Origin of the sequence: Kluyvera sp. NPDC087067, from assembly GCF_044745165.1 — a bacterium.
GTDB lineage: Bacteria > Pseudomonadota > Gammaproteobacteria > Enterobacterales > Enterobacteriaceae > Kluyvera.
In genome coordinates, this window is record NZ_JBIUZS010000002.1 from 103,422 (window position 1) to 126,043 (window position 22,622).

The 22,622-nt window shown below is 53.6% G+C and carries 18 protein-coding genes and 6 tRNA genes; 5 read left to right on the plus strand and 19 right to left on the minus strand.

What is annotated here, in order from left to right; translation table 11 throughout:
- Window positions 1-29: 29 nt before the first annotated feature.
- The 5 genes from proX to emrB all read left to right on the plus strand — a co-directional run bounded on the left by proX (window position 30) and on the right by emrB (window position 6,580).
- On the plus strand, window positions 30-1,025 hold the full coding sequence (proX, locus tag ACIPDS_RS05900) for a glycine betaine/L-proline ABC transporter substrate-binding protein ProX (RefSeq protein WP_166515855.1): 996 nt from the start codon (window positions 30-32) through the stop codon (window positions 1,023-1,025).
- A gap of 871 nt (window positions 1,026-1,896) precedes the next feature.
- The gene (locus ACIPDS_RS05905; protein ID WP_166515854.1) at window positions 1,897-3,078 is read left to right on the plus strand and encodes an MFS transporter; all 1,182 of its coding nucleotides are present in this window, start codon (window positions 1,897-1,899) and stop codon (window positions 3,076-3,078) included.
- 134 nt (window positions 3,079-3,212) lie between these two features.
- On the plus strand, window positions 3,213-3,743 hold the full coding sequence (gene mprA, locus ACIPDS_RS05910) for a transcriptional repressor MprA (RefSeq protein ID WP_062779510.1): 531 nt from the start codon (window positions 3,213-3,215) through the stop codon (window positions 3,741-3,743).
- Window positions 3,744-3,855: 112 nt separating this feature from the next.
- A complete protein-coding gene (emrA, locus tag ACIPDS_RS05915; protein WP_166515853.1) occupies window positions 3,856-5,028 on the plus strand; it encodes a multidrug efflux MFS transporter periplasmic adaptor subunit EmrA in 1,173 nt (390 codons plus the stop codon).
- 16 nt (window positions 5,029-5,044) lie between these two features.
- The gene (gene emrB, locus ACIPDS_RS05920) at window positions 5,045-6,580 is read left to right on the plus strand and encodes a multidrug efflux MFS transporter permease subunit EmrB (protein ID WP_400733701.1); all 1,536 of its coding nucleotides are present in this window, start codon (window positions 5,045-5,047) and stop codon (window positions 6,578-6,580) included.
- 52 nt (window positions 6,581-6,632) lie between these two features.
- Here emrB and ACIPDS_RS05925 read toward each other — a convergent pair whose 3' ends face one another.
- The 19 genes from ACIPDS_RS05925 to ACIPDS_RS06015 form a co-directional block, all read right to left on the minus strand.
- Window positions 6,633-9,428 (minus strand): glycoside hydrolase family 3 protein, encoded by a 2,796-nt coding sequence (locus ACIPDS_RS05925; RefSeq protein ID WP_400733703.1) that lies wholly within the window; start codon window positions 9,426-9,428, stop codon window positions 6,633-6,635.
- 28 nt (window positions 9,429-9,456) lie between these two features.
- Complete coding sequence (locus ACIPDS_RS05930; protein ID WP_400733706.1) at window positions 9,457-10,815, minus strand: glycoside-pentoside-hexuronide (GPH):cation symporter; 1,359 nt, start codon at window positions 10,813-10,815, stop codon at window positions 9,457-9,459.
- Between the two features lie 293 nt (window positions 10,816-11,108).
- On the minus strand, window positions 11,109-11,624 hold the full coding sequence (gene luxS, locus ACIPDS_RS05935) for an S-ribosylhomocysteine lyase (protein ID WP_166515849.1): 516 nt from the start codon (window positions 11,622-11,624) through the stop codon (window positions 11,109-11,111).
- Between the two features lie 259 nt (window positions 11,625-11,883).
- Window positions 11,884-13,428 carry a glutamate--cysteine ligase gene (gshA, locus tag ACIPDS_RS05940; RefSeq protein WP_166515848.1) on the minus strand — a complete coding sequence of 515 codons (1,545 nt, stop codon included), beginning with the start codon at window positions 13,426-13,428 and terminating at the stop codon, window positions 11,884-11,886.
- An 82-nt stretch (window positions 13,429-13,510) separates the two neighbouring features.
- Complete coding sequence (locus tag ACIPDS_RS05945) at window positions 13,511-13,939, minus strand: YqaA family protein (RefSeq protein ID WP_166515847.1); 429 nt, start codon at window positions 13,937-13,939, stop codon at window positions 13,511-13,513.
- On the minus strand, window positions 13,936-14,502 hold the full coding sequence (gene yqaB / locus ACIPDS_RS05950) for a fructose-1-phosphate/6-phosphogluconate phosphatase (RefSeq protein ID WP_400734692.1): 567 nt from the start codon (window positions 14,500-14,502) through the stop codon (window positions 13,936-13,938). Before yqaB ends, ACIPDS_RS05945 begins: the two co-directional genes overlap by 4 nt.
- A gap of 122 nt (window positions 14,503-14,624) precedes the next feature.
- The gene (locus ACIPDS_RS05955; RefSeq protein WP_166515846.1) at window positions 14,625-14,939 is read right to left on the minus strand and encodes a BON domain-containing protein; all 315 of its coding nucleotides are present in this window, start codon (window positions 14,937-14,939) and stop codon (window positions 14,625-14,627) included.
- A 143-nt stretch (window positions 14,940-15,082) separates the two neighbouring features.
- Window positions 15,083-15,159: transfer RNA gene (locus ACIPDS_RS05960), tRNA-Arg, on the minus strand.
- Window positions 15,160-15,222: 63 nt separating this feature from the next.
- Window positions 15,223-15,299, minus strand: a tRNA-Arg gene (locus ACIPDS_RS05965).
- Between the two features lie 63 nt (window positions 15,300-15,362).
- Window positions 15,363-15,439 (minus strand) — tRNA-Arg (locus ACIPDS_RS05970).
- A gap of 63 nt (window positions 15,440-15,502) precedes the next feature.
- Window positions 15,503-15,579: transfer RNA gene (locus ACIPDS_RS05975), tRNA-Arg, on the minus strand.
- Between the two features lie 63 nt (window positions 15,580-15,642).
- A tRNA-Arg gene (locus ACIPDS_RS05980) sits at window positions 15,643-15,719 on the minus strand.
- A gap of 3 nt (window positions 15,720-15,722) precedes the next feature.
- Window positions 15,723-15,815 (minus strand) — tRNA-Ser (locus tag ACIPDS_RS05985).
- A gap of 318 nt (window positions 15,816-16,133) precedes the next feature.
- Window positions 16,134-16,319, minus strand: coding sequence for a carbon storage regulator CsrA (gene csrA / locus ACIPDS_RS05990; protein WP_000906486.1), 186 nt, complete (start codon window positions 16,317-16,319; stop codon window positions 16,134-16,136).
- A 241-nt stretch (window positions 16,320-16,560) separates the two neighbouring features.
- Window positions 16,561-19,188: an alanine--tRNA ligase gene (gene alaS / locus ACIPDS_RS05995; RefSeq protein ID WP_400733732.1), complete on the minus strand. Its 2,628-nt coding sequence runs from the start codon at window positions 19,186-19,188 to the stop codon at window positions 16,561-16,563.
- 129 nt (window positions 19,189-19,317) lie between these two features.
- Complete coding sequence (gene recX, locus ACIPDS_RS06000) at window positions 19,318-19,818, minus strand: recombination regulator RecX (protein ID WP_166515844.1); 501 nt, start codon at window positions 19,816-19,818, stop codon at window positions 19,318-19,320.
- A gap of 76 nt (window positions 19,819-19,894) precedes the next feature.
- Window positions 19,895-20,953, minus strand: coding sequence for a recombinase RecA (recA, locus tag ACIPDS_RS06005; protein WP_166515843.1), 1,059 nt, complete (start codon window positions 20,951-20,953; stop codon window positions 19,895-19,897).
- Window positions 20,954-21,033: 80 nt separating this feature from the next.
- The gene (gene pncC / locus ACIPDS_RS06010; RefSeq protein WP_400733736.1) at window positions 21,034-21,531 is read right to left on the minus strand and encodes a nicotinamide-nucleotide amidase; all 498 of its coding nucleotides are present in this window, start codon (window positions 21,529-21,531) and stop codon (window positions 21,034-21,036) included.
- A gap of 195 nt (window positions 21,532-21,726) precedes the next feature.
- Window positions 21,727-22,602: a metal ABC transporter substrate-binding protein gene (locus tag ACIPDS_RS06015; protein ID WP_400734694.1), complete on the minus strand. Its 876-nt coding sequence runs from the start codon at window positions 22,600-22,602 to the stop codon at window positions 21,727-21,729.
- Window positions 22,603-22,622: the final 20 nt, after the last annotated feature.

Below are 22,622 nucleotides of genomic sequence, written 5' to 3' on the forward strand. Positions count from 1 at the left end.
CCGCAACAATCACTATTAAAGGAACAACGATGCGACACTCATTCGTCTTTGCTACCGCTTTTGCCACCCTGGTCTCCTCCAGCGCATTTGCCGCCGACCTGCCGGGTAAAGGCATTACCGTTCAACCGATTCAGAGCACCCTTTCTGAAGAAACCTTCCAGACCCTGCTGGTCAGCCGCGCGCTGGAAAAACTGGGCTACACCGTTGATAAGCCTAACGAAGTAGACTACAACGTTGCCTACACCTCGCTTGCCGCCGGTGATGCCACCTTCACCGCCGTCAACTGGATCCCGCTGCATGATGATATGTATGCCGCAGCGGGTGGCGACAAGAAATTCTATCGTGAAGGTACGCTGGTTAACGGCGCGGCGCAGGGTTATCTGATTGATAAAAAGACCGCCGATCAATATCACATCACTAACATTGAGCAGCTTAAAGATCCGAAGATTGCCAAGCTGTTTGATACCAACGGTAACGGCAAAGCCGATCTCACCGGCTGTAACCCTGGTTGGGGCTGTGAAGCGGTGATTAACCACCAGTTGGATGCCTATGGGCTGACCAAATCGGTCGAGCACAATCAGGGTAACTATGCTGCCATGATGGCCGATACCATCACCCGCTTTAAGGAAGGTAAGCCGGTTCTGTACTATACCTGGACGCCTTACTGGGTGAGCGATGTGCTGAAACCGGGTAAAGATGTGGTCTGGCTGCAGGTGCCGTTCTCTTCCCTGCCAGGCGTGCAGAAAAATATCGATACCAAGCTGTCTAACGGCGCAAACTACGGTTTCCCTGTCAGCACCATGCACATTGTTGCCAACAAGGCCTGGGCTGAGAAAAACCCAGCCGCAGCGAAGCTGTTTGCCATTATGAAACTGCCGCTGACCGACATTAACGCCCAGAACGCCATGATGCATGATGGTAAAGCATCTGAAGCGGACGTGCAGGGTCAGGTCGATGGCTGGGTTCAGGCCCACCAGCAGGTATTTGACGGCTGGATTAAAGAAGCGCTGGCTGCACAAAAATAACCTGTAATGCCTCCGGTTAACGCCGGCTAACAGCAAAGCCGCCACCGGTTACCGGATGGCGGCTTTGCTTTATCTGGTCTATGCCAATCGGTAGTCCGGGCGAGCGCAAGCGACCCCGGGGTTATCGCCGATCCCTTGCCACCGCTTCCCGGCGGCGCTCCGATTGGCCGGGCTACGGTAGAGTGCATGCATCCATTGGTAGCCCGGGCGAACGCTAGTGACCCCGGGATTAGCGCCGATCCCTGCCCCCCTACTTCCCGGCGGCGCTGCGCTTGGCCGGGCTACGTTAGAGTGCATGCATCCATTGGTAGCCCGGGCGAGCGCAAGCGACCCCGGGATTAGCGCCGATCCCTGCCCCCCTGCTTCCCGGCGGCGCTGCGCTTGGCCGGGCTACGGTAGAGTGCATGCATCCATTGGTAGCCCGGGCGAGCGCAAGCGACCCCGGGATTATCGCCGATCCCTGACCACGGCTTCCCGGCGGCGCTGCGCTTGGCCGGGCTACGGTAGAGTGCATGCATCCATTGGTAGCCCGGGCGAGCGCATGCGACCCCGGGGTTATCGCCGATCCCTGACCACCGCTTCCCGGCGGCGCTGCGCTTGGCCGGGCTACGGTAGAGTGCATGCATCCATTGGTAGCCCGGGCGAGCGCATGCGACCCCGGGATTATCGCCGATCCCTGACCACCGCTTCCCGGCGACGCTGCGCTTGGCCGGGCTACGGTAGAGTTCCCCCCGTTGGTAGGCTGGGGGAGAAATGAGAGGCCATGAAGGCACGTCTCCAGATAAAAAGCACAATCCGCTACGCATCATTTTCCCCCTCCGCCACGCCTTTCGTTATTATCGAGCTCATCTTTCCCCGATCTCTCAATATCATGACTAAACCTGCTCACGGGCTTAGCCCAGCTTTGATCGCTTTAATGTCCGTCGCTACGGGCCTCGCGGTTGCCAGTAACTACTATGCCCAGCCGCTGCTGGACACCATCGCCCGCCACTTCTCGCTAACCGCCGGTCAGGCCGGATTTATCGTCACCGCGGCGCAGCTGGGTTATGCCGCCGGGCTTTTGTTCCTCGTGCCGCTGGGGGATATGTTCGAACGTCGTCGGCTTATCGTCACCATGACGCTGCTCGCGGCGGGCGGGATGCTGATTACCGCCAACAGCCACTCTTTAGCGATGATGATCCTCGGCACCGCGCTTACCGGGCTGTTTTCGGTCGTCGCGCAGCTACTGGTTCCGCTGGCCGCCACGCTCGCCGCCCCGGAAAAACGCGGTAAAGTCGTGGGAACGGTGATGAGCGGATTGCTGCTTGGGATACTGTTGGCACGAACCGTCGCCGGTCTGTTGGCAAGCCTTGGCGGCTGGCGCACCGTTTACTGGGTGGCGACCGTGCTGATGGTGCTGCTGGCGTTTGCGTTATGGCGAGGACTGCCAAAGCTCAAGCAGGAAAATCATCTCAATTATGGTCAGCTGCTTGGGTCAATTTTCAGCTTGTTTGCAAGGGATAAAGTGCTGCGTACCCGCGCCCTGCTCGGCTGCCTGACCTTTGCTAACTTCAGCATTCTGTGGACGTCCATGGCGTTTTTGCTCTCCAGCGCGCCCTTTAACTACTCCGAAGCAACCATTGGCCTGTTCGGTTTAGCCGGTGCAGCAGGCGCGCTCGGCGCGCGGCCCGTTGGCGGTTTAGCGGATAAAGGTAAGTCGCATCTGACCACGACCTGGGGATTGCTACTGTTGCTGCTTTCCTGGGTCGCCATCTGGTTCGGGCACACCTCCGCTCTCGCTTTAATTATCGGCATTGTGGTACTCGACCTCATGGTGCAGGGCGTCCACATTACCAACCAGACCGTTATCTACCGCGTGCAGCCCGATGCGCGTAACCGTCTCACCGCCGGTTACATGACCAGCTATTTTATCGGCGGCGCAGCAGGTTCTCTGGTTTCAGCTTCGGCGTGGCAGCACGCGGGCTGGATGGGCGTCTGTCTGGCGGGCGGCCTGGTCGCAGTCGTCAACCTGCTGGTGTGGTGGTCAGGCTATCATCGTCAGCAGGCCGAATAGGGTAGACAATGACGGGTATACGTACCCGTCATTCTTATGTCATAGATTAGCCACATAAATTACGGTCAATAATTCATTTACTTTATTTGTCACCGTCGTTACTATATCGACTGTAACTAATGAGGTAACGCCAGATGGATAGTTCTTTTACGCCCATTGAACAAATGCTGAAATTCCGCGCCAGCCGCAGTGAAGATTTCCCATTTCAGGAAATTCTTCTGACTCGTCTTTGCATGCACATGCAGGGCAAGCTGCTGGATAATCGCAATAAGATGCTGAAAGCTCAGGGAATCAACGAGACATTGTTTATGGCGCTAATCACGCTGGAGTCTCAGGAAAATCACAGTATTCAGCCTTCTGAACTCAGCTGCGCGCTGGGCTCATCGCGTACCAATGCGACCCGCATTGCCGATGAGCTGGAAAAGCGCGGCTGGATTGAACGTCGTGAAAGCGACAATGACCGCCGTTGCCTGCATTTGCAGCTCACCGAGAAAGGTCATCAGTTCCTGAACGAAGTGCTGCCTCCGCAGCATGACTGCCTGCATCAACTCTGGTCATCATTAAGTCTGGCCGAGAAAGATCAGCTCGAACATATCACCCGCAAACTTCTTACCCGTCTGGACCAGATGGAAGAGGATGGCACAGTGCTTAGCGCCGTGCGTTAAAACTACCGCGCTTGAAAAGAAAACGAACAGGCCAGCAGATAACCCCTGCTGGCCTTTTGTGATAAACAGGTCGGCATAAGTCGATTTACATAATAAGAATGTGGAGAATCACATGAGCACAAATGCGGAGACTCAAGCCCCGCAGCAACCCGCCAACAAGAAAGGCAAGCGTAAACGCGCCCTCATCTTGTTGACCTTGCTCTTTGTTATTATTGGTGTGGCTTATGGCAGCTACTGGTTCTTAGTCTTGCGTCACTTCGAGGAAACCGATGACGCTTACGTAGCCGGTAACCAGGTTCAAATCATGTCTCAGGTGTCCGGCAGTGTGACGAAAGTCTGGGCCGATAACACCGACTATGTTCAGCAAGGCGATGTGCTGGTGACGCTGGATCAGACCGATGCTCAGCAGGCCTTTGAAAAAGCGCAGACTGAGCTTGCCTCAAGCGTGCGTCAAATGCGCCAGTTGATGATCAACAACAAGCAGCTCCAGGCCAATATCGACATTCGTAAAACCACGCTATCGCAGGCGCAAACTGACCTGAGCCGCCGCGTACCGCTGGGCAGCGCTAACCTGATTGGTCGCGAAGAGTTGCAGCACGCCAAAGACGCTGTCGCCAGCGCCCAGGCTGCGCTAAACGTCGCAATCCAGCAATACAACGCCAACCAGGCGATGATTCTGGGGACCAAACTTGAAGAGCAGCCAACCGTGCGCCAGGCCGCAACCGATGTGCGTAACGCGTGGCTTGCGCTGCAACGTACCAAAATTGTGAGTCCGATGAGCGGCTATGTCTCCCGTCGCTCCGTACAGCCGGGCGCGCAGATTAGCCCGACAACTCCGCTCATGGCCGTGGTTCCCGCCAGCAACCTGTGGGTTGACGCCAACTTTAAAGAAACGCAGCTTGCACATATGCGTATCGGCCAACCGGTCACCGTGGTCAGCGACATTTACGGCGATGATGTGAAATACACCGGTAAAGTGGTCGGTCTCGATATGGGTACCGGTAGCGCCTTCTCCCTGCTGCCGGCGCAAAACGCCACCGGTAACTGGATTAAAGTGGTGCAGCGTCTGCCGGTTCGTATTGAGCTGGACGCCGATCAGTTAGCTAAACATCCGCTGCGTATCGGACTGTCGACGCTGGTGAAAGTGGACACCACCAACCGCGACGGGCAGATACTGGCAAACCAGCTCCGTTCCAGCCCGGTTTACGAAAGTAACGCGCGTGAGATAAGCCTCACACCGGTGAACAAGCTGATTAACGATATCGTCCAGGCTAACGCCAACTAATGCTGGGGTGCGTGTAATGCAACCGCAAAAACCGCTCGAAGGCGCGCAGCTGGTCATTATGACCATTGCGCTGTCGCTGGCGACATTCATGCAGGTGCTGGACTCCACTATCGCCAACGTGGCTATCCCCACGATTGCCGGGAACCTTGGCTCATCATTGAGCCAGGGGACATGGGTAATTACCTCGTTTGGGGTGGCAAACGCCATCTCCATTCCCATTACCGGCTGGCTGGCAAAACGCGTTGGCGAAGTGAAGCTGTTCATGTGGTCAACCGTCGCTTTCGCCGTTGCCTCATGGGCCTGCGGGATGTCCAACAGCCTGGGCATGTTGATTTTCTTCCGCGTCATCCAGGGGATTGTCGCCGGGCCGCTGATCCCGCTGTCACAAAGTTTGCTGCTCAGTAACTACCCACCGGCAAAGCGCTCCGTGGCGCTGGCGCTGTGGTCAATGACGGTGATTGTGGCGCCTATCTGTGGGCCGATTCTTGGCGGCTACATTAGCGATAACTACCATTGGGGTTGGATCTTCTACATCAACGTCCCGATTGGTGCGCTGGTGGTGATGTTAAGCCTGCAAACCCTGCGCGGACGTGAAACGCGAACCGAACAGCGGCGAATCGATGCGATTGGTTTGGCGCTATTGGTTCTGGGGATCGGTAGCCTGCAGGTGATGCTCGACCAGGGTAAAGAACTGGATTGGTTTAACTCGACCGAAATCATCGTGCTGACGGTAGTGGCGGTCGTGTCGCTGAGTTTCCTGATTGTCTGGGAATTAACCGATGACAACCCCATCGTCGACCTGTCGTTATTCAAGTCGCGAAACTTTACCATCGGCTGTCTGTGTATCAGTCTGGCCTACATGCTCTACTTCGGCGCGATTGTTCTATTGCCGCAGCTATTGCAGGAGGTCTACGGGTACACCGCCACCTGGGCAGGTCTGGCGTCGGCACCGGTGGGGGTGATTCCGGTTATCCTTTCGCCCATCATCGGTCGCTTTGCGCATAAGCTGGATATGCGCCGGTTGGTCACCTTCAGCTTTATTATGTACGCCGTCTGTTTCTACTGGCGCGCCTATACCTTCGAGCCGGGCATGGACTTCGGCGCATCGGCCTGGCCGCAGTTTATTCAGGGCTTTGCCGTCGCCTGCTTCTTCATGCCGTTGACCGCAATCACGCTCTCCGGGCTACCGCCTGAGCGTCTGGCGGCCGCATCGAGCTTGTCGAACTTTACGCGAACGCTGGCAGGTTCCATCGGCACGTCAATTACCACGACGCTTTGGACTAACCGCGAAGCGTTGCACCATGCGCAGTTGACGGAGTCCGTAACGCCATTTAACCCTAACGCCCAGCAGATTTACGATCAGTTGCAGGGCATGGGAATGAGCCAGCAGCAGGCCTCCGGCTGGATTGCGCAGCAGATAACCAACCAGGGGTTGATTATCTCCGCCAACGAAATCTTCTGGGTTTCTGCGGGGATCTTCTTGCTACTGCTCGGTCTCGTATGGTTTGCCAGACCGCCGTTCAGCGCCGGCGGCGGCGGTGGTTCTCACTAGTAAAAAGCCAGCTCTAAGAGCTGGCTTTTTTTATCCTCGCTGAATTCATCTGCTAACGGGATACCGACGCCCCCACGTTGCGTAATTCCAGCCAATCGATATTCAATCCCGGATTAATTACCTCTGTCTCGACCCGATAGTAGCCCGGTTCAAGCCTCACGCGACACAGCTTCTGCGTGACTCTTTGCCCCAGCGTGCCACGCGTCTGGACGGTTGCCACAAACTTGCCGTTAAACAATAAATTGGTCGCCGTTTGCGCCAACGGCATCGCCGCTGAGTTAACGCTCACTAACAGATCGAACACGCCGTCATTTTCAATATAGATAGCGAGCGTATCGCTAAACCGTAAGCGTGATTCCGGCGCGATTTTAATCGCCTCGGCAATAAATAACGTCCTGTCGGCGGCAATGGTCGGCACATTAACCTGCGGTTTATCACCGCGCTTAACCACCTGAGTATGCAGCATAAACGACAGAATATTGTGCGCGCAGCGCTGGAGTTCGCCGAGCGTCAGCGTGCCGTCAGCCAGAGCCGCTACGGTGTTGTCATCGCCAGAGTTTATCTCCGCACCATTGTTATTGACGACCATATACAGGTCATTTTGCGCCCGGATCATCGCCGCGGTGTTGTTAACCGTTGCCATTCCACCATTAATAGCATCGTTCATTTTGGCCCACCAATCGGTCATGACGATGCCACGAAATCCCCAATCATCGCGCAAAATGGTGGTATTCAGACAATAGTTGGACGCAGACCAGTGCCCGTTAATCGGGTTATAGGCGGTCATTATCGCCAGCGCTCCGCCCTGCTTCACCGCATACTCAAAACCTTTAAGGTAGATTTCTCGCAGGGCTCGCGCGGAAACAACCGGGTCAGCCTGTGCCCGCGCATGTTCCTGATTATTACAGGCGAAGTGCTTTAACGTGGCAATGCCACCGCCGCTGCGGATACCGTTAACCATGGCCACCGCCATCGTACCGGTCACTAGCGGATCCTCTGAGAAATACTCAAAATTGCGCCCGTTAAGCGGGTGGCGATGGATGTTCATTCCAGGGCCTAGCAGAAGGTCTATCTGATTTTGCTGCAGCTCTTTGCCTTCCATCACGTACAGACGCTCAACCAGCACCGGATCCCAGGTGGAGGCCAAAAGCGTGCCGCTGGGCATCAACGTGGCATAGGCGCCATTGTCCATGCGAATACCGGACGGCCCATCTGCCGTCGCCGCCAGAGGTATCCCCTTCTCCAGCAGGCTATCCCCGGTACCGCCAAACGCGGATGCCACACCGGGGGTCACTTTGTGGCTACACATCCCTTCACCACGAACCAGACAGGCCAACTCCTCTACGCTCAACTGGGCAATAAAATCGTTCATCGCGGCATGACCCTGCGCGACATCATCCAGTTTTATGCCTTTATCGCCGACAACCTCCAGCGCCGCAGGAAGCCGCGCAACAATGCGGTCGCGCAGTGACGTTTTCCGCCGCGGCACCTCCTCCCACTCTTCCAGCCAGACGCCTGACTGCAAGCGTTTACCGGGGCGCAGTCGTGAAAACGGCACGGTTGGCGCGAGGGCTTCTTCGTGACAGGAGAGGATCCGCAACATCGGCTGGGTGTAACCCGCTTCGCCCTCCACGGTGATGGGTTGCAGGTGACGCACGCTGTTGCCGCCCCAGAAACGGTAAAGTCCCGCCTCCAGCACCCAGCAGTTGGGATTACCGGTCGCGCCGCTATCATCCCATGATGCCAATTGCTCAAGCGATACCGTCATCGTGAGCGTTTCATGTTCCCCTGGCTGCAACACCCGGCTTTTAGCAAACGCCACCAAAACCCGTGACGGCTTACCCAATTGCCCTTGCGGGGCTTCGAGGTAGATTTGTACCACCTCACTGCCCGCATATTTTGCCCCCACGTTGTCCACTCTGGCCGTAATCTGAAAGCATAAAGGGTTGTCAGTATCCCGCTTCATGCTCAGTGAATGGATGGCGAAAGACGTATAGGAAAGGCCAAAACCAAAAGGATACAGAACCCGCTGCGGGCGGAAGGTTTCGAAATAACGATAGCCAACGTAGATATCCTCCTGATAGATATTCTGCGCGCTATCGCCCCAGCAAGGGGTTGAAGGATAATCATCCAGTGAGCAGGCAATGGTGTCTGTCAGCTTTCCGGAAGGCGTAATATCACCACACAGCAGAGATGCCACCGCTTTGCTGCCATTCGGCCCACCATGCCAGGCATAGAGGATCGCACCAATATGCGGGCGCAGCTGCGGCGCGTTAGCCCAGGACATATCGATAATTGAGGAAACATTGAGCACCACAATGACATGGTTAAAGTGCAGACATACCGCGCCCAGCATGTCGAGCTCTTGCTGGGTTAAGCGATATCCGCCGGGTACATCGGCATTATCTTTATCTTCCCCGGCGGTGCGCCCAATAACCACCACCGCTTTATTCGACGTCAGCCGGGCCTTGCGGACCACCTCGTCGCTAAGCGGCATTTCCTGCTGAAACCACGGCTCCTGCGCCCAGCCACCGCCACCGTTATCAAACGGATGTGCACTGACCCACTGCGCGTAGTGCTGCGCTAACCCCTCATTGACCCGCGTACCGCAGCGGGCACGCATCGCATCCAGTAGGTTACAGCTAGACATTACGTTAACCGCGCCGCCGGAACCGGTGCCGCTACGGTAGTAATTAATTTGTGTGCGACCAAAAATAGCCACGGTATCCGACTCATCCAAAGGAAGGGCCTGTGGACTGTTTTTCAGTAATACCGCGCCTTGTGCCGCGACAGCCATCGCGAACTCAGCAAACCCCTCCAGGGGTTTGCCTACCAGATGCTGATGCATAATTGATTATTCCTTGCGGCCATTTAGCTTACGAGCGAGAAAATGTGCCTTTTTTCAGGTCATCTACCACACGATCCATTCTGGCTTCGTTCAAGCCATAGAACTTGATTGAGAACGCCGTCAGCACATAGAACACCGCAGGAACCAGCGTAAACAGCAGCATTACGCCCTGAGACGCGGAAGCGGATTGCGTCGCCACGCCGGATTCGTAATTGAAATACGCCAGCACCCAACCCAGAATGGCACCACCGACGGCAACGCCCAGCTTAATGACGAATATATTGGCTGCGACATTCATACCAGTAATTCGACGCTGCGTTTTCCATTCACCATAATTATTTGCATCGGTAATCATTGACCATTGCAGTGCGCCATTACCGCCCTGAATAATTGAGATAATAATATGGATAACAAATATGACAATCCACATCTGTGGCGGCACTATAAAGCAAGCCACACCAAATGCTGCGGTTAATAAGTTAATCCAGAATGAAAGTTTAACTTTACAAAAACAAGTGCCAAAAGGTTTTGCCAGCACGGAACCCGCCATAGAGGCAAACATCCCGCCCAGCATAAACAGGGTAATAATATCGGCCCCTTTATTGAGTACGGTATTGATGTAATACACCACTGCGCCACCGCGCAATACCACCGCAACCAGCATCATAAAGTTGTAGACCGAGAGAATCAGCCACTGGTCATTTTTGAACAGAACTTTCACATCGCGCGCAATGTTGAGGTTTTCCTCTTTTATCGGCTGGACGCGCTCTTTTGTGGTGAAGAAGCAGACAACAAACATCAGGCAGCCAATCAGGCCGAAGATTGCCATAGAGACCTGAATACCGGTCGCACGATCGCCGGGATAGAGGAAGTCCGCCAGCGGCAGAATCAGCGCCGTACCCAGCGCACCGCCAATAGGGGTGATGGCAAAGCGCCATGACTGTAAGGACAAACTTTCGCGCGGGTCGGAAGTCAGGGCCGCGCCCAGCGAGCAGTAAGGGATGTTAATTGCCGTGTACATCAGCGTCATAAAGATATAGGCGGCCACCGCATAGACAATTTTGCCGGTATCGCCAAATGAAGGGACAGAGTAGACCAGCACACAGCTGACCGCGAACGGGACGCATATCGCCAGCAGCCACGGACGAAAACGTCCCCAGCGAGTTGACGTCGCATCGGCAATCGCCCCCATGATGGGGTCGGTAATTGCATCCAGCAGGCGAACCAGCAGGAACATGGTGCCCATCACTGCCGGTGGCAAACCGTAAATATCGGTGTAGAAATAGGCAAGAATGGCCACTGAAGAATCGAACACAATATGACTGGCTGCATCACCCAGGCTGTAGCCAATCTTTTCTCTAATAGAAACTCTATCCCCTGAAGACATATAAACTCCCGTTTTGATTTTCTGAATGAAACCGGTTTCTGCGGGAGGTATTTTTACAGGTCTGAAAAAGGGATCTATTATGTTTTTCGGCTATCGAATTATGTTTTTCCTTTTATGTGATCGCAAAAGGGGTAAGCATATGCAATGAAATATTTTTTGTTCAGCGGCTCACAAAATTAAAATATACAAATAAAAAATACATGAAATACACTTATTCAAATAACAAATAAATAGACCCCGAAAGCGTGCTTCCGGGGCCTATTAACTGTATTAGCGTAAACTCAGATGAGCGGCTAGATATGCAGTTCCTGCAATTTCTCTTTTGGCAATGCCAGCTCGTCGTTGCTGTTAATGCGCACGTCACGCTCAATAATATGGCGCGCGATATCCTGCGCTTCGGTGAGCGAGTGCATCTGATAAGTCCCACACTGATAGACGTTCAGTTCCGGGATCTGGTTTTGATCCTGAACTTTGAGCACGTCGGCCATCGCGGCTTTCCAGGCATCGGCCACACGCTGTTCATCAGGCGTGCCAATCAGACTCATGTAGAAACCGGTACGGCAACCCATTGGTGAGATGTCGATAATTTCCACACCGTTACCGTTTAGATGGTCACGCATGAAGCCAGCAAACAGATGCTCCAGAGTGTGGATCCCACGTTCTGGCATGACTTCCTGGTTTGGTACGCAAAAACGTAGGTCAAAAACCGTGATGGCGTCACCGTGTGGGGTGTTCATCTTCTTCGCTACGCGAACGGCTGGCGCTTCCATACGGGTATGATCAACTGTGAAGCTATCTAACAACGGCATTTCATTACCTCCGATATCACCTTTATGCTCCCGGGTGCTGCACTTTTTTCTATCCAGTTAAACACTTAACCATTTGAATAGAATAAACTTTATGCGATTCACCACGTTCCGCTACTGGGTGATGTGATTTTTTTGAAAATAAACTGAACTCTTTGTCTCAATGCCAGTCTTACTATATGAAAGACGCGCATTTGTTATCATCATCCCTGATTCAGAGATGTATATTTTGGCCACAGTGATGTGGCCTTTTCTTTTTGTATCAGGCATGTCTCGCCAGCAGTGCTTCAAACGATTCGTTATCCGCCTCTTCAATCTGACGCTGACGCGCTATCGACGCATCTCGTTCTTTCGCAAAATCTTCTTCACTCAGAACTTCCAGCGGCTCTTCACGCAGCATTGAACGATACTGCTCCGCCAGCGCTTTGCCAGTACCACCAATCCCACTCTCAAGCATAGAACTCAGAATGCGTGCTGAGAAGGTCAAATCTGGATTATCAAAACCGGCAACCAGTTCGTCGCAGACTTTCTCATACTCGGTATCACCGTTCATCCCATCCAGAGTCTGGGCTACGCGCTTAAGATCGTGGAACAGATCTTTACCGACTTTGCTCAGCGGGAACTGTGCTGTTTCACAGCCAATACCCAGCGTCAGACCCGGTTTACGCCCCTCAAGAATCACTCGATTCCAGTTGGTGCGCGTACAGCTGAGCTCTTCGCTGCTCATCTCTGGCGCATCGGCCAGCACGCACCAGACCATAAACAGGTCAAGGAAGCGAATCTGCTGCTCGTCAACGCCAATCGGTGAGAACGGGTTAATGTCCAGCGAGCGCACTTCAATATACTCAATACCGCCGCGCAGCAGCGCATCAGACGGCGTTTCGCCATCACGGGTTACGCGTTTTGGACGAATCGGCGCGTACAGCTCATTCTCAATTTGCAGAACGTTGCTGTTGATTTGCAGGTGCTTACCGTCCTTCTCAAGGCCAATGCGCGCATACTCTTCCGATGGCGTTTTGATGGCCCGTTTTAATCCTGCCACATACTCGTGCAATTCGTTAAACGTAATTCCGAGATTGCTTTGCGATTTATTGGTATAACCAAGATCGCTCAAACGCAAAGAGGTCGCGTAAGGCAGGTAATACATCCCGCATTCGGTTTTTTCAAACGGCAGCGTCGTCGGCTTGCCCTGCAGGAACGAGGAGCAAATAGCCGGAGAGGCGCCAAACAGATAGGGGATCACCCAGCCAAAACGATAGTAGTTGCGGATCAGTCGGAAATATCCCGCTGAAATCGCCTCTTTATCATCAGTGCCGCACTTCGCCTGCCAGAATGCCATTGGCAGGGAGAAATTATAGTGCACGCCTGAAATGGTCTGCATCAGCGCGCCGTAGCGGTTCTTCAGCCCTTCACGGTACAGCGTTTTCAGACGGCCAATATTCGAGGTGCCATATTGCGCAAGCTCGATATCCTGGCCCGGCGCGATGTAGCACGGCATGCTCAGCGGCCACATCCGCTCGTCACCGAGGTGACGTGCGGTATAGCGATGCACATCGCGTAAAAGCGTCAGCATGTGGTTGATATCGCCGTCGACCGGCGTAATAAACTCCAGCAACGCTTCGGCGAAATCGGTGGTTATCCATTTATGGGTCAATGTGGCGCCAAGCGCCTTAGGATGACCGGTTGTTGCCAATGAGCCATCGGCATTCACGCGTAAAGTTTCACGCTCAAGACCACGTTGGATCCCTTTCAGAGCCTGAGGATGTTTTTCCAGCCAGGACAGCGCCTGTGATACGTCCGGGATCAAATTGACCTCCCGCCTGTCGAATTTATTGTATTAAGCATAATTGTCATCGTGGATGATGAAAAAGAGTCCACAAGCCATCCAATTAGTGCCACCACGTCATGCCCTGGAGCGTCAGCGCCGCCACAACAACGTAGCGTAACGCTTTCCCAAGGCATAAAAAAAAGAGTACTGGTCCCCATGACATACGCATCCACCCTGCCAACAGGCACAGCAAATCGCCAATAACAGGCATCCAACTCAACAGTAGCGTGACAGCGCCATAACGGCGTAACCAACCCACTGCTTTCTCCTGCCAACGCGATGTTTTGCGTAGTGGAAAAAAACGACCAAGAATAACGTTAGTTGCCCCGCCAAGGCTATTACCCATTGTTGCTATTGCGACTAAAAGCCAGGCTTGACTGGCCCCGGAAAGTAGCAATGCAACCAATACCGCTTCAGAGTTTCCTGGCAGCAGCGTCGCGCTGAGGAAGCTGCTCGCAAACAGCGATCCCAGCGCCAGAAGTTCACTCACAGCAAGCGAACGTCAACGGCATCCATCCCCGCGGCGGCGGCGGCCTGAAGACCAAAATCAGCGTCTTCGAACACCACACAGCGCTCAGGCGCAACGCCCATGCGTTCAGCACAGAGTAAAAAGGTATCCGGTGCAGGTTTATGCTGTTGAACATGGTCGGCGGCGACCACGGCCGCAAAATAGTGTCGCAGGCCTAAATGCGCGAGCAGAGCCTCAGCAACCGCGCTTTCGCTCCCGGTGCCAACCGCCATAGGGCGACGACCGTGCCACGCTTTGACCACTTCAATCAACGGCAATGGCGTAACAGAATCGAGCAGCATCGCTTTCACGGCATCCGTTTTTTCACGCGCCAGAAAGTGAGGATCTAAATCCGCCTCATGACTTTCGATAATTGCTTGTGCAATACGCCAGGTTGGAGAGCCGTTAAGCGCAACCATCGCCTGCTCGTCAAAGCGCATACCATAACGCCCGAGAACTTCCCGCCAGGCCTTGCGATGCGTAGGTTCCGTATCAAGGATGGTGCCATCCATATCAAAAATCAATCCAGCATAGCGCTCGTACATCGTCTTCTCACCCATCGGATAATGTCATGTTACTTTATCGCAAAAGGCCCGGGTTGTCGCTGAAAGCCGCGGAAACGACAAAGGCGCCCGAAGGCGCCCTGGTCTCTGCAGCATGCAGAAAATCATTTAATTTTCATGTCGTTTTCAACGATCCTAACGCCTTGTACTTTACGCGTTACCTCTACCGCCCGCTTTGCGTCGTCAGCTGACGATACAAAACCGCTCAGCTGCACGCGGCCTTTAAAGGTCTGCACATTAATTTCGCTGGATTTTATCTCTTTGTCGCTAAACAGCGCCGTTTTGACTTTGGTGGTGACGACAGTGTCATCAATATAGCCACCGGTACTCTCTTTGGTTGACGAGCCCGCACAGCCGGACAGCGAGATAGCCACCAGAAGCGCTGCACTAGCAGCGGCCATTGCTTTGAACCATTTCATGGATTTCTTTCCTTGCAGTGATATCGCCGGAATAAGGGCGTAAACAAGGATAAATTATAGAAGAAAGAATGAGTTGCTGAGAAGAAAAGTGAGAATAAAAGGGCTGAACTGAGAAGTTTTACACGAGAGAGGGAATAAGAAGATGGTGCATCCAGGAGGATTCGAACCTCCGACCGCTCGGTTCGTAGCCGAGTACTCTATCCAGCTGAGCTATGGATGCATCAGGATTTACTGCTTTACTGCTGATACTCTGTACCGCATAACAGCCGCACAAAATAAAAGATGGTGCATCCAGGAGGATTCGAACCTCCGACCGCTCGGTTCGTAGCCGAGTACTCTATCCAGCTGAGCTATGGATGCATCAGGATTTACTGCTTTACTGCCGATACTCTGTACCGCATAAAAGCCGCACAGAATAAAAGATGGTGCATCCAGGAGGATTCGAACCTCCGACCGCTCGGTTCGTAGCCGAGTACTCTATCCAGCTGAGCTATGGATGCATCAGGATTTACTGCTTTACTGCCGATACTCTGTACCGCATAAAAGCCGCACAGAATAAAAGATGGTGCATCCAGGAGGATTCGAACCTCCGACCGCTCGGTTCGTAGCCGAGTACTCTATCCAGCTGAGCTATGGATGCATCAGGATTTACTGCTTTACTACCGATTCAATGTCGCTCAACAAGCCGCAACACTGATAAAGATGGTGCATCCAGGAGGATTCGAACCTCCGACCGCTCGGTTCGTAGCCGAGTACTCTATCCAGCTGAGCTATGGATGCAAATGGCGGTGAGGCGGGGATTCGAACCCCGGATGCAGCTTTTGACCGCATACTCCCTTAGCAGGGGAGCGCCTTCAGCCTCTCGGCCACCTCACCAACACGCCTCTTGCGAGTGCTTCGAAGAACTTGTTAGTTGCTCTTCGTCGCTGCGTGGCGCACATATTACTTTCTGGGACTTATAAGTCAAACAATTTTCCGCAGTTTTTTTTCGTTTGCACAATTCACGCGCAATAAGGTGTTAAAAAAGACAAAACGGGCATTTTATCAACAGACAAAACGCGATTTACACCACAAACTGGCATAACAAAATAATGGCATAGGATGAGGCAACAGAAAGAAAAAGGGGAAAAATGAGAGGGTAAAACGAAAAACCGAGGGGAGTTGCGTCTCACCCACTGGGTGAGACGCGATAACTTAGTAACTGGACTGCTGGGATTTTTCAGCCTGGATACGCTGGTAGATCTCTTCACGGTGAACGGAGACCTCTTTAGGGGCATTAACGCCGATGCGTACCTGGTTACCCTTTACCCCTAAAACAGTCACAGTGACCTCATCTCCGATCATGAGGGTTTCACCAACTCGACGAGTCAGAATCAGCATTCTTTGCTCCTTGAAAGATTAAATGAGTCGGGTCTCTCTGTATCCCGGCATTCTCCATCATATAACGCCAAAAGGTCAGCGATGACAAACACCTTATGTGTAAGCAGTCACGGCATCACATTCTGTTAGATGTAAGTCTAGCCGATCTACATGACTTCAACCTGACTTTATCGTTATCAGTACCGCATATGCAAGGCGCCTTATCCGAATACGCTAAGGCGCCCGTATGCCGTTATCGTTATTACAGTTTAGCGCTTACCCAGGCTTTCACGCTGGCCAATGCAGCAGGAAGTGCAGATGCGTCGGTACCGCCAGCTTGCGCCATGTCTGGACGTCCGCCCCCTTTACCACCTACCTGCTGAGCAACCATACCAATCAGCTCCCCTGCTTTCACACGGTCTGTCACATCCTTAGACACGCCTGCAATCAGAGAAACCTTACCTTCATCAACCGTCGCCAGGACGATAATGGCAGAACCTAGCTGGTTCTTGAGATCGTCAACCATGGTACGCAGCATTTTTGGCTCAACGCCAACAAGCTCACTTACCAATAGATTAACACCGCTAATCATCTCAGCTTTGCTGGAAAGATTAGCGCTCTCTTGTGCTGCCGCCTGCTCTTTAAGTTGCTGTAATTCTTTTTCTAACTGACGAGTACGTTCCATTACGCTACGTACTTTTTCGGTCACGTTATGGCTATCGCCCTTCAACAGATGGGCAATCTCACCTAAACGATCGCTTTGCGCATGCACGGTCGCCATTGCACCTTCGCCAGTGACGGCTTCAATACGACGCACGCCTGCCGCTGTACCGGATTCAGAGACAATGCGGAACAGACCAATGTCACCCGTACGTGAAGCGTGAGTACCGCCGCACAGTTCGGTTGAGAAGTCGCCCATGCTCAGTACGCGCACGTGGTCGTCATATTTCTCACCAAACAGCGCCATTGCGCCCTTCGCTTTCGCCGCGTCGAGATCCATGATGTTGGTTTCGATAGGCAGGTTACGGCGGATTTGCGCGTTAACCAGATCTTCAACCGCGCGAATCTCTTGCGGTTTCATGGCTTCATTATGGGAGAAGTCGAAACGCAGGAGTTTGTCGTTAACCAATGAGCCTTTCTGCGCAACGTGGGTGCCCAGAATCTGGCGCAGCGCTGCGTGCATCAGGTGCGTGGCAGAGTGGTTCAGACGAATACGGGCACGGCGTGCCTCATCAACGTCAGCCTGCACGGCATCACCCACTTTCAGCGAACCGCTAGCCAATTGACCAAGATGACCAATCGCATGACCATATTTCTGAGTATCGTTGACCGCAAAGCTAAAGCCCGCGCCTTTCAGCTCACCCTTATCACCAACCTGACCACCGGATTCTGCATAGAATGGCGTCTGATCGAGGATAACCACCGCATCCTGACCAGCAGCGATAGAATCCACCGGCTTACCATCCACAAACAGCGCGGTGACTTTACCGTTCAGTTCCAGATGGTCGTAGCCTTTAAACTCAGACTCGCCATCAACGCGGATCATGGCATTGTAGTCAGCACCAAAGCCGCTGGATTCACGCGCACGACGGCGCTGCTCTTCCATAGCCGCTTCGAAACCGGCTTCATCAACTTTGATATTACGCTCGCGGCAAACGTCCGCCGTGAGGTCAACCGGGAAACCGTAGGTGTCGTACAGACGGAAAGCGGTTTCACCATCCAGCGTGTCGCCAGACAGTTTTGACAGCTCTTCATCAAGCAGCGCCAGACCACGCTCCAGCGTACGGGCGAACTGCTCTTCTTCGGTTTTCAGAATCTGTTCAACCTGAGCTTGCTGACGCTTAAGCTCTTCACCCGCAGAACCCATCACGTCAATGAGCGGCCCAACCAGCTTGTAGAAGAAGGTATCTTTCGCGCCCAGCATGTTGCCGTGACGGATTGCGCGACGAATGATACGACGCAGCACATAGCCACGGCTTTCATTGGATGGCATTACGCCGTCGGCAATCAGGAACGCACAAGAACGGATGTGGTCAGCAATCACGCGCAGTGACTTGTTGCCCAGATCGGTCGCGCCGGTCACTTTGGCAACCGCGTCGATCAGTTTACGGAACAGGTCGATGTCATAGTTGGAGTTAACGTGCTGCAGTACGGCAGTGATACGCTCCAGCCCCATACCGGTATCGACGGATGGCTTAGGCAGCGGTTCCATGGTGCCGTCAGCCTGACGGTTGAACTGCATGAAGACGATGTTCCAGATCTCAATGTAACGATCGCCATCTTCTTCAGGGGTTCCCGGAGGGCCGCCCCAGATATGATCGCCGTGATCGTAGAAAATCTCGGTACATGGGCCACAAGGACCGGTATCGCCCATCTGCCAGAAGTTATCGGATGCGTACGCAGCACCTTTGTTGTCGCCAATACGGATAATGCGCTCACGCGGGATACCGACTTCTTTTTCCCAGATTTCGTAAGCTTCATCATCGGTTTCATACACGGTCACCCACAGGCGCTCTTTTGGCAGCGCAAACCAGTTTTCACCGGTCAGCAGTTCCCATGCAAACTGGATGGCATCGTGCTTGAAATAGTCGCCAAAGCTGAAGTTGCCCAGCATTTCGAAGAAGGTATGGTGACGGGCGGTATAGCCGACGTTTTCCAGATCGTTGTGTTTACCACCGGCACGTACGCAGCGCTGCGAGGTCGTCGCACGCGTGTAATTACGCTTGTCGAGGCCAAGGAACACATCCTTGAACTGGTTCATCCCAGCATTGGTAAACAGCAGCGTTGGGTCGTTATGTGGCACCAGGGAGCTGCTATCAACAACCTGATGGCCTTTACTATGGAAAAAGTCGAGAAACGCCTGACGGATCTCAGCGGTGCTCTTGCTCATAATTATCCTGAAATCAAGCTAAGGGACGTTCGTCGCAGACGCGAGTTCTGGAAAAAACGACTCGCGTCGGACGGAAAAAGTGGGAATAAGATAAGTTTTCTTTAGAGGGAAGTAAAATCCCGAGTGCGCTCAATCCGCAAAATTTCGCCATATTTCCTGGATATCTTCCATCAGGTAGCCTCGATAGAGCAAAAAGCGTTGGATTTTGACCTTTTCCGGGAAGGTGGTTGGCAGCGGCTCGCCATATTTACGCAGCGCCTGATCGCGCGCCAGCTGCGCCCACTCAATATCACATTCGCGCATCGCTTGCTCAATGGCCTCGCGCGCAATGCCCTTCTGTCCTAACTCCTGACGAATACGCGCAGGCCCATACCCTTTGCGGCTACGCCCAGCCATAAACTGTTGTACAAATCGGCCATCATCGAGATAGCGATTTTCATGACACCAGGCGACCACTTTCTCAACGTCTTCCGGCGGCGCATCAATGGGTTCAGGGCCATTTTTCCCCATCACCGGCGCGGTGAGCTTACGCCGCAGCTCCTGTTCGCTATGGTCGCGCATCGCAAGGATCCTGATAGCCCTGTCCAGCAGACGGGCATAGGCGGAACGGCGTGGTGATTGTTCAGTCATCGTTTTCCCACCAACGTAATAAATGCAAAAGGGCTGCATAAGCAGCCCTTTGTTTCAATTCTGAGTTCCGAGATTATCAGAAGTCTTCTTTGGTTTCTTCAACGCTGTTGTTATCCACAACGAAGTCTGGCGTTGAGTCCTGGTTATTGAGCAGCAGTTCACGCACTTTCTTCTCAATTTCTTTCGCCGCAGCCGGGTTCTCTTTCAGCCAGGAAATTGCGTTCGCTTTACCCTGACCAATTTTGTCACCGTTATAGCTATACCAGGCACCGGCTTTTTCAATCAGCTTTTCCTTCACGCCCAGGTCGACCAGCTCACCGAAGAAGTTAATGCCTTCGCCGTAGAGGATCTGGAATTCAGCCTGTTTGAATGGTGCAGCAATTTTGTTCTTCACCACCTTCACGCGGGTTTCGCTACCGATGACATTATCGCCATCTTTAACGGCACCAATACGACGGATGTCGAGGCGGACAGAGGCGTAGAATTTCAGCGCGTTACCACCGGTCGTGGTTTCTGGGTTACCGAACATCACGCCAATTTTCATACGGATCTGGTTGATGAAGATCAGCAGCGTATTGGACTGTTTCAGGTTACCGGCCAGCTTACGCATCGCCTGGCTCATCATACGTGCCGCAAGGCCCATATGGGAGTCACCGATTTCGCCTTCGATTTCCGCTTTTGGCGTCAGTGCCGCCACGGAGTCGACGACGAGAACGTCTACTGCGCCTGAACGTGCCAGTGCGTCACAAATTTCCAGCGCCTGTTCACCGGTATCCGGCTGAGAACACAGCAGGTTATCGATATCAACGCCAAGCTTGCGAGCATAAACTGGGTCCAGCGCGTGTTCAGCATCGATGAACGCACAGGTTTTACCTTCACGCTGCGCCGCGGCAATAACCTGCAGCGTCAGCGTGGTTTTACCGGAGGATTCTGGCCCGTAGATTTCGACGATACGGCCCATTGGCAGGCCACCTGCGCCCAGCGCGATATCCAGTGAAAGCGAACCGGTAGAGATAGTTTCCACGTCCATGGTACGGTCTTCACCCAGACGCATGATGGAGCCTTTACCGAATTGCTTTTCGATCTGGCCCAGCGCTGCCGCCAACGCTTTCTGTTTGTTTTCGTCGATAGCCATTATTACTCCTGTCATACCGGGTGTTACCGGAAAGTGAATTCTGTTCTGTTGAAGCAATTATACTGTATGCTCATACAGTATCAAGTATTTTGTAGAAATTGTTGCCAGAGAAGATTTAGCGCATATGCTGTCGCCTGTCGGCGTACCGATTCCCTGTCGCCGGAGAAGCATTCACACTGCGTAATGCCCTGCCCAGTGGCGCTGGCTACGCCAAACCACACGGTTCCCACCGGCTTTTCTGCGCTCCCCCCGTCCGGCCCGGCAATACCGCTAACCGAAACCGCGAAGTCGGCCCGCGCCGCCCGCAGAGCACCAACCGCCATTTCAACCACCACCGGTTCGCTGACCGCGCCGTGCTGCATAAGCGTCGCTTCACGCACGCCAATCATCTGCGATTTGGCTTCATTGCTGTAGGTGACAAAACCGCGCTCAAACCATGCCGAGCTCCCGGCAATATCAGTGAGGGTTTTCGCAATCCAGCCGCCGGTACAGGACTCCGCTGTCGTCAACGTTGCGCCGCGCGCCTTCAGCGCCAGCCCAACCTGCTCACTCAGTTGCATTAATTCGCTATCTGTCATTATCGCTCCGACTCGCCAGATAAAGAGGCCATCAAAGATAGCACTTTCAGAAGAGATATGGGGACGGGATAACGATTTTACGAGGGGCATTCAGAAAATGGCGTCAACCGCGTGAATCGCCATTTTCGCAAAAGGATGACCAATACCACGAATGGCGCAATCGAAAGGATAACCGGCCCTGGGGCCGGTTACTGATTAGCGCATGCTGGCCGCAATTAACTTCACGTTATGGCGTAGCATTTTCACATAGCTATCCGCAACGCCACCCGGATTCGACAGCGCCTCAGGATACAGTTCACCGCCAGGCTGTGAGCCGGTCGCCGTCGCGATTTGTTTTACCAGACGCGGGTCGAGCTGATTTTCCATAAACCAGGTGTGTACGCCATCAGCCTTAATCTGCTTAATCAGCGCCGCCACCTGCGCAGCACTGGCTTCACTTTCCGATGACAGCCCCTGCGGAGCGAGGAACGTCACACCGTAGGCCCGTGAGAAATAGCCAAATGCATCATGGCTGGTCAACACTTTACGTTTCTCAGGAGCAATACCGCTAAACTGGTTTTTCGCCCAACTGTCCAGCTCATTAAGCTTACCGATATAGCGTTCGCCGGATGCCTTTAGCGCCACGCTATCCTCAGGATCTGCCTTAACCAGCCCATTGAGAATATTTTGTGCATAGAGCGCGCCGTTCGCAGCACTGTTCCAGGCGTGGGGATCGGTTACCGTTTTTCCGTCCTCATCAAGCGTATGCGTTTTCACGCCCGTCGAGGCTATCACCAGCTCACCTTTAAATCCCGAGGCCGTAATCAGCCTGTCAAGCCAGCCTTCTAGCCCCAGACCGTTCACCACCACCACATCCGCCTTGCTGAGCAACGCACTGTCCTTAGGCGATGGCTCAAACGTGTGCGGGTCGCCGTTCGGCCCGACGAGCGTATCGACGTGCACATGCTCGCCCCCTATCTGCTGCACCATGTCGCCAAGCACCGAAAAACTGCTGACCACGTTAAGCGTTTTTGCTACCGCCACTTGCGTGGTCAACCCGAGCGCCAGCGCGACCGCCAGAATCATGCCCATACGTTTTTGCATTATTTTCC

Bases quoted from the DNA above. Each gene is read 5' to 3' on its own strand.
- csrA (WP_000906486.1), bottom strand. From the start codon at position 16,319: ATGCTGATTCTGACTCGTCGAGTTGGTGAAACCCTCATGATCGGAGAT.
- emrA (WP_166515853.1), top strand. From the start codon at position 3,856: ATGAGCACAAATGCGGAGACTCAAGCCCCGCAGCAACCCGCCAACAAG.
- ACIPDS_RS05955 (WP_166515846.1), bottom strand. From the start codon at position 14,939: ATGAAATGGTTCAAAGCAATGGCCGCTGCTAGTGCAGCGCTTCTGGTG.
- proX (WP_166515855.1), top strand. From the start codon at position 30: ATGCGACACTCATTCGTCTTTGCTACCGCTTTTGCCACCCTGGTCTCC.
- luxS (WP_166515849.1), bottom strand. From the start codon at position 11,624: ATGCCGTTGTTAGATAGCTTCACAGTTGATCATACCCGTATGGAAGCG.
- yqaB (WP_400734692.1), bottom strand. From the start codon at position 14,502: ATGTACGAGCGCTATGCTGGATTGATTTTTGATATGGATGGCACCATC.
- ACIPDS_RS05905 (WP_166515854.1), top strand. From the start codon at position 1,897: ATGACTAAACCTGCTCACGGGCTTAGCCCAGCTTTGATCGCTTTAATG.
- mprA (WP_062779510.1), top strand. From the start codon at position 3,213: ATGGATAGTTCTTTTACGCCCATTGAACAAATGCTGAAATTCCGCGCC.
- ACIPDS_RS05925 (WP_400733703.1), bottom strand. From the start codon at position 9,428: ATGCATCAGCATCTGGTAGGCAAACCCCTGGAGGGGTTTGCTGAGTTC.
- ACIPDS_RS05930 (WP_400733706.1), bottom strand. From the start codon at position 10,815: ATGTCTTCAGGGGATAGAGTTTCTATTAGAGAAAAGATTGGCTACAGC.
- alaS (WP_400733732.1), bottom strand. From the start codon at position 19,188: ATGAGCAAGAGCACCGCTGAGATCCGTCAGGCGTTTCTCGACTTTTTC.
- emrB (WP_400733701.1), top strand. From the start codon at position 5,045: ATGCAACCGCAAAAACCGCTCGAAGGCGCGCAGCTGGTCATTATGACC.
- ACIPDS_RS06015 (WP_400734694.1), bottom strand. From the start codon at position 22,602: ATGGGCATGATTCTGGCGGTCGCGCTGGCGCTCGGGTTGACCACGCAA.
- recA (WP_166515843.1), bottom strand. From the start codon at position 20,953: ATGGCTATCGACGAAAACAAACAGAAAGCGTTGGCGGCAGCGCTGGGC.
- recX (WP_166515844.1), bottom strand. From the start codon at position 19,818: ATGACTGAACAATCACCACGCCGTTCCGCCTATGCCCGTCTGCTGGAC.
- pncC (WP_400733736.1), bottom strand. From the start codon at position 21,531: ATGACAGATAGCGAATTAATGCAACTGAGTGAGCAGGTTGGGCTGGCG.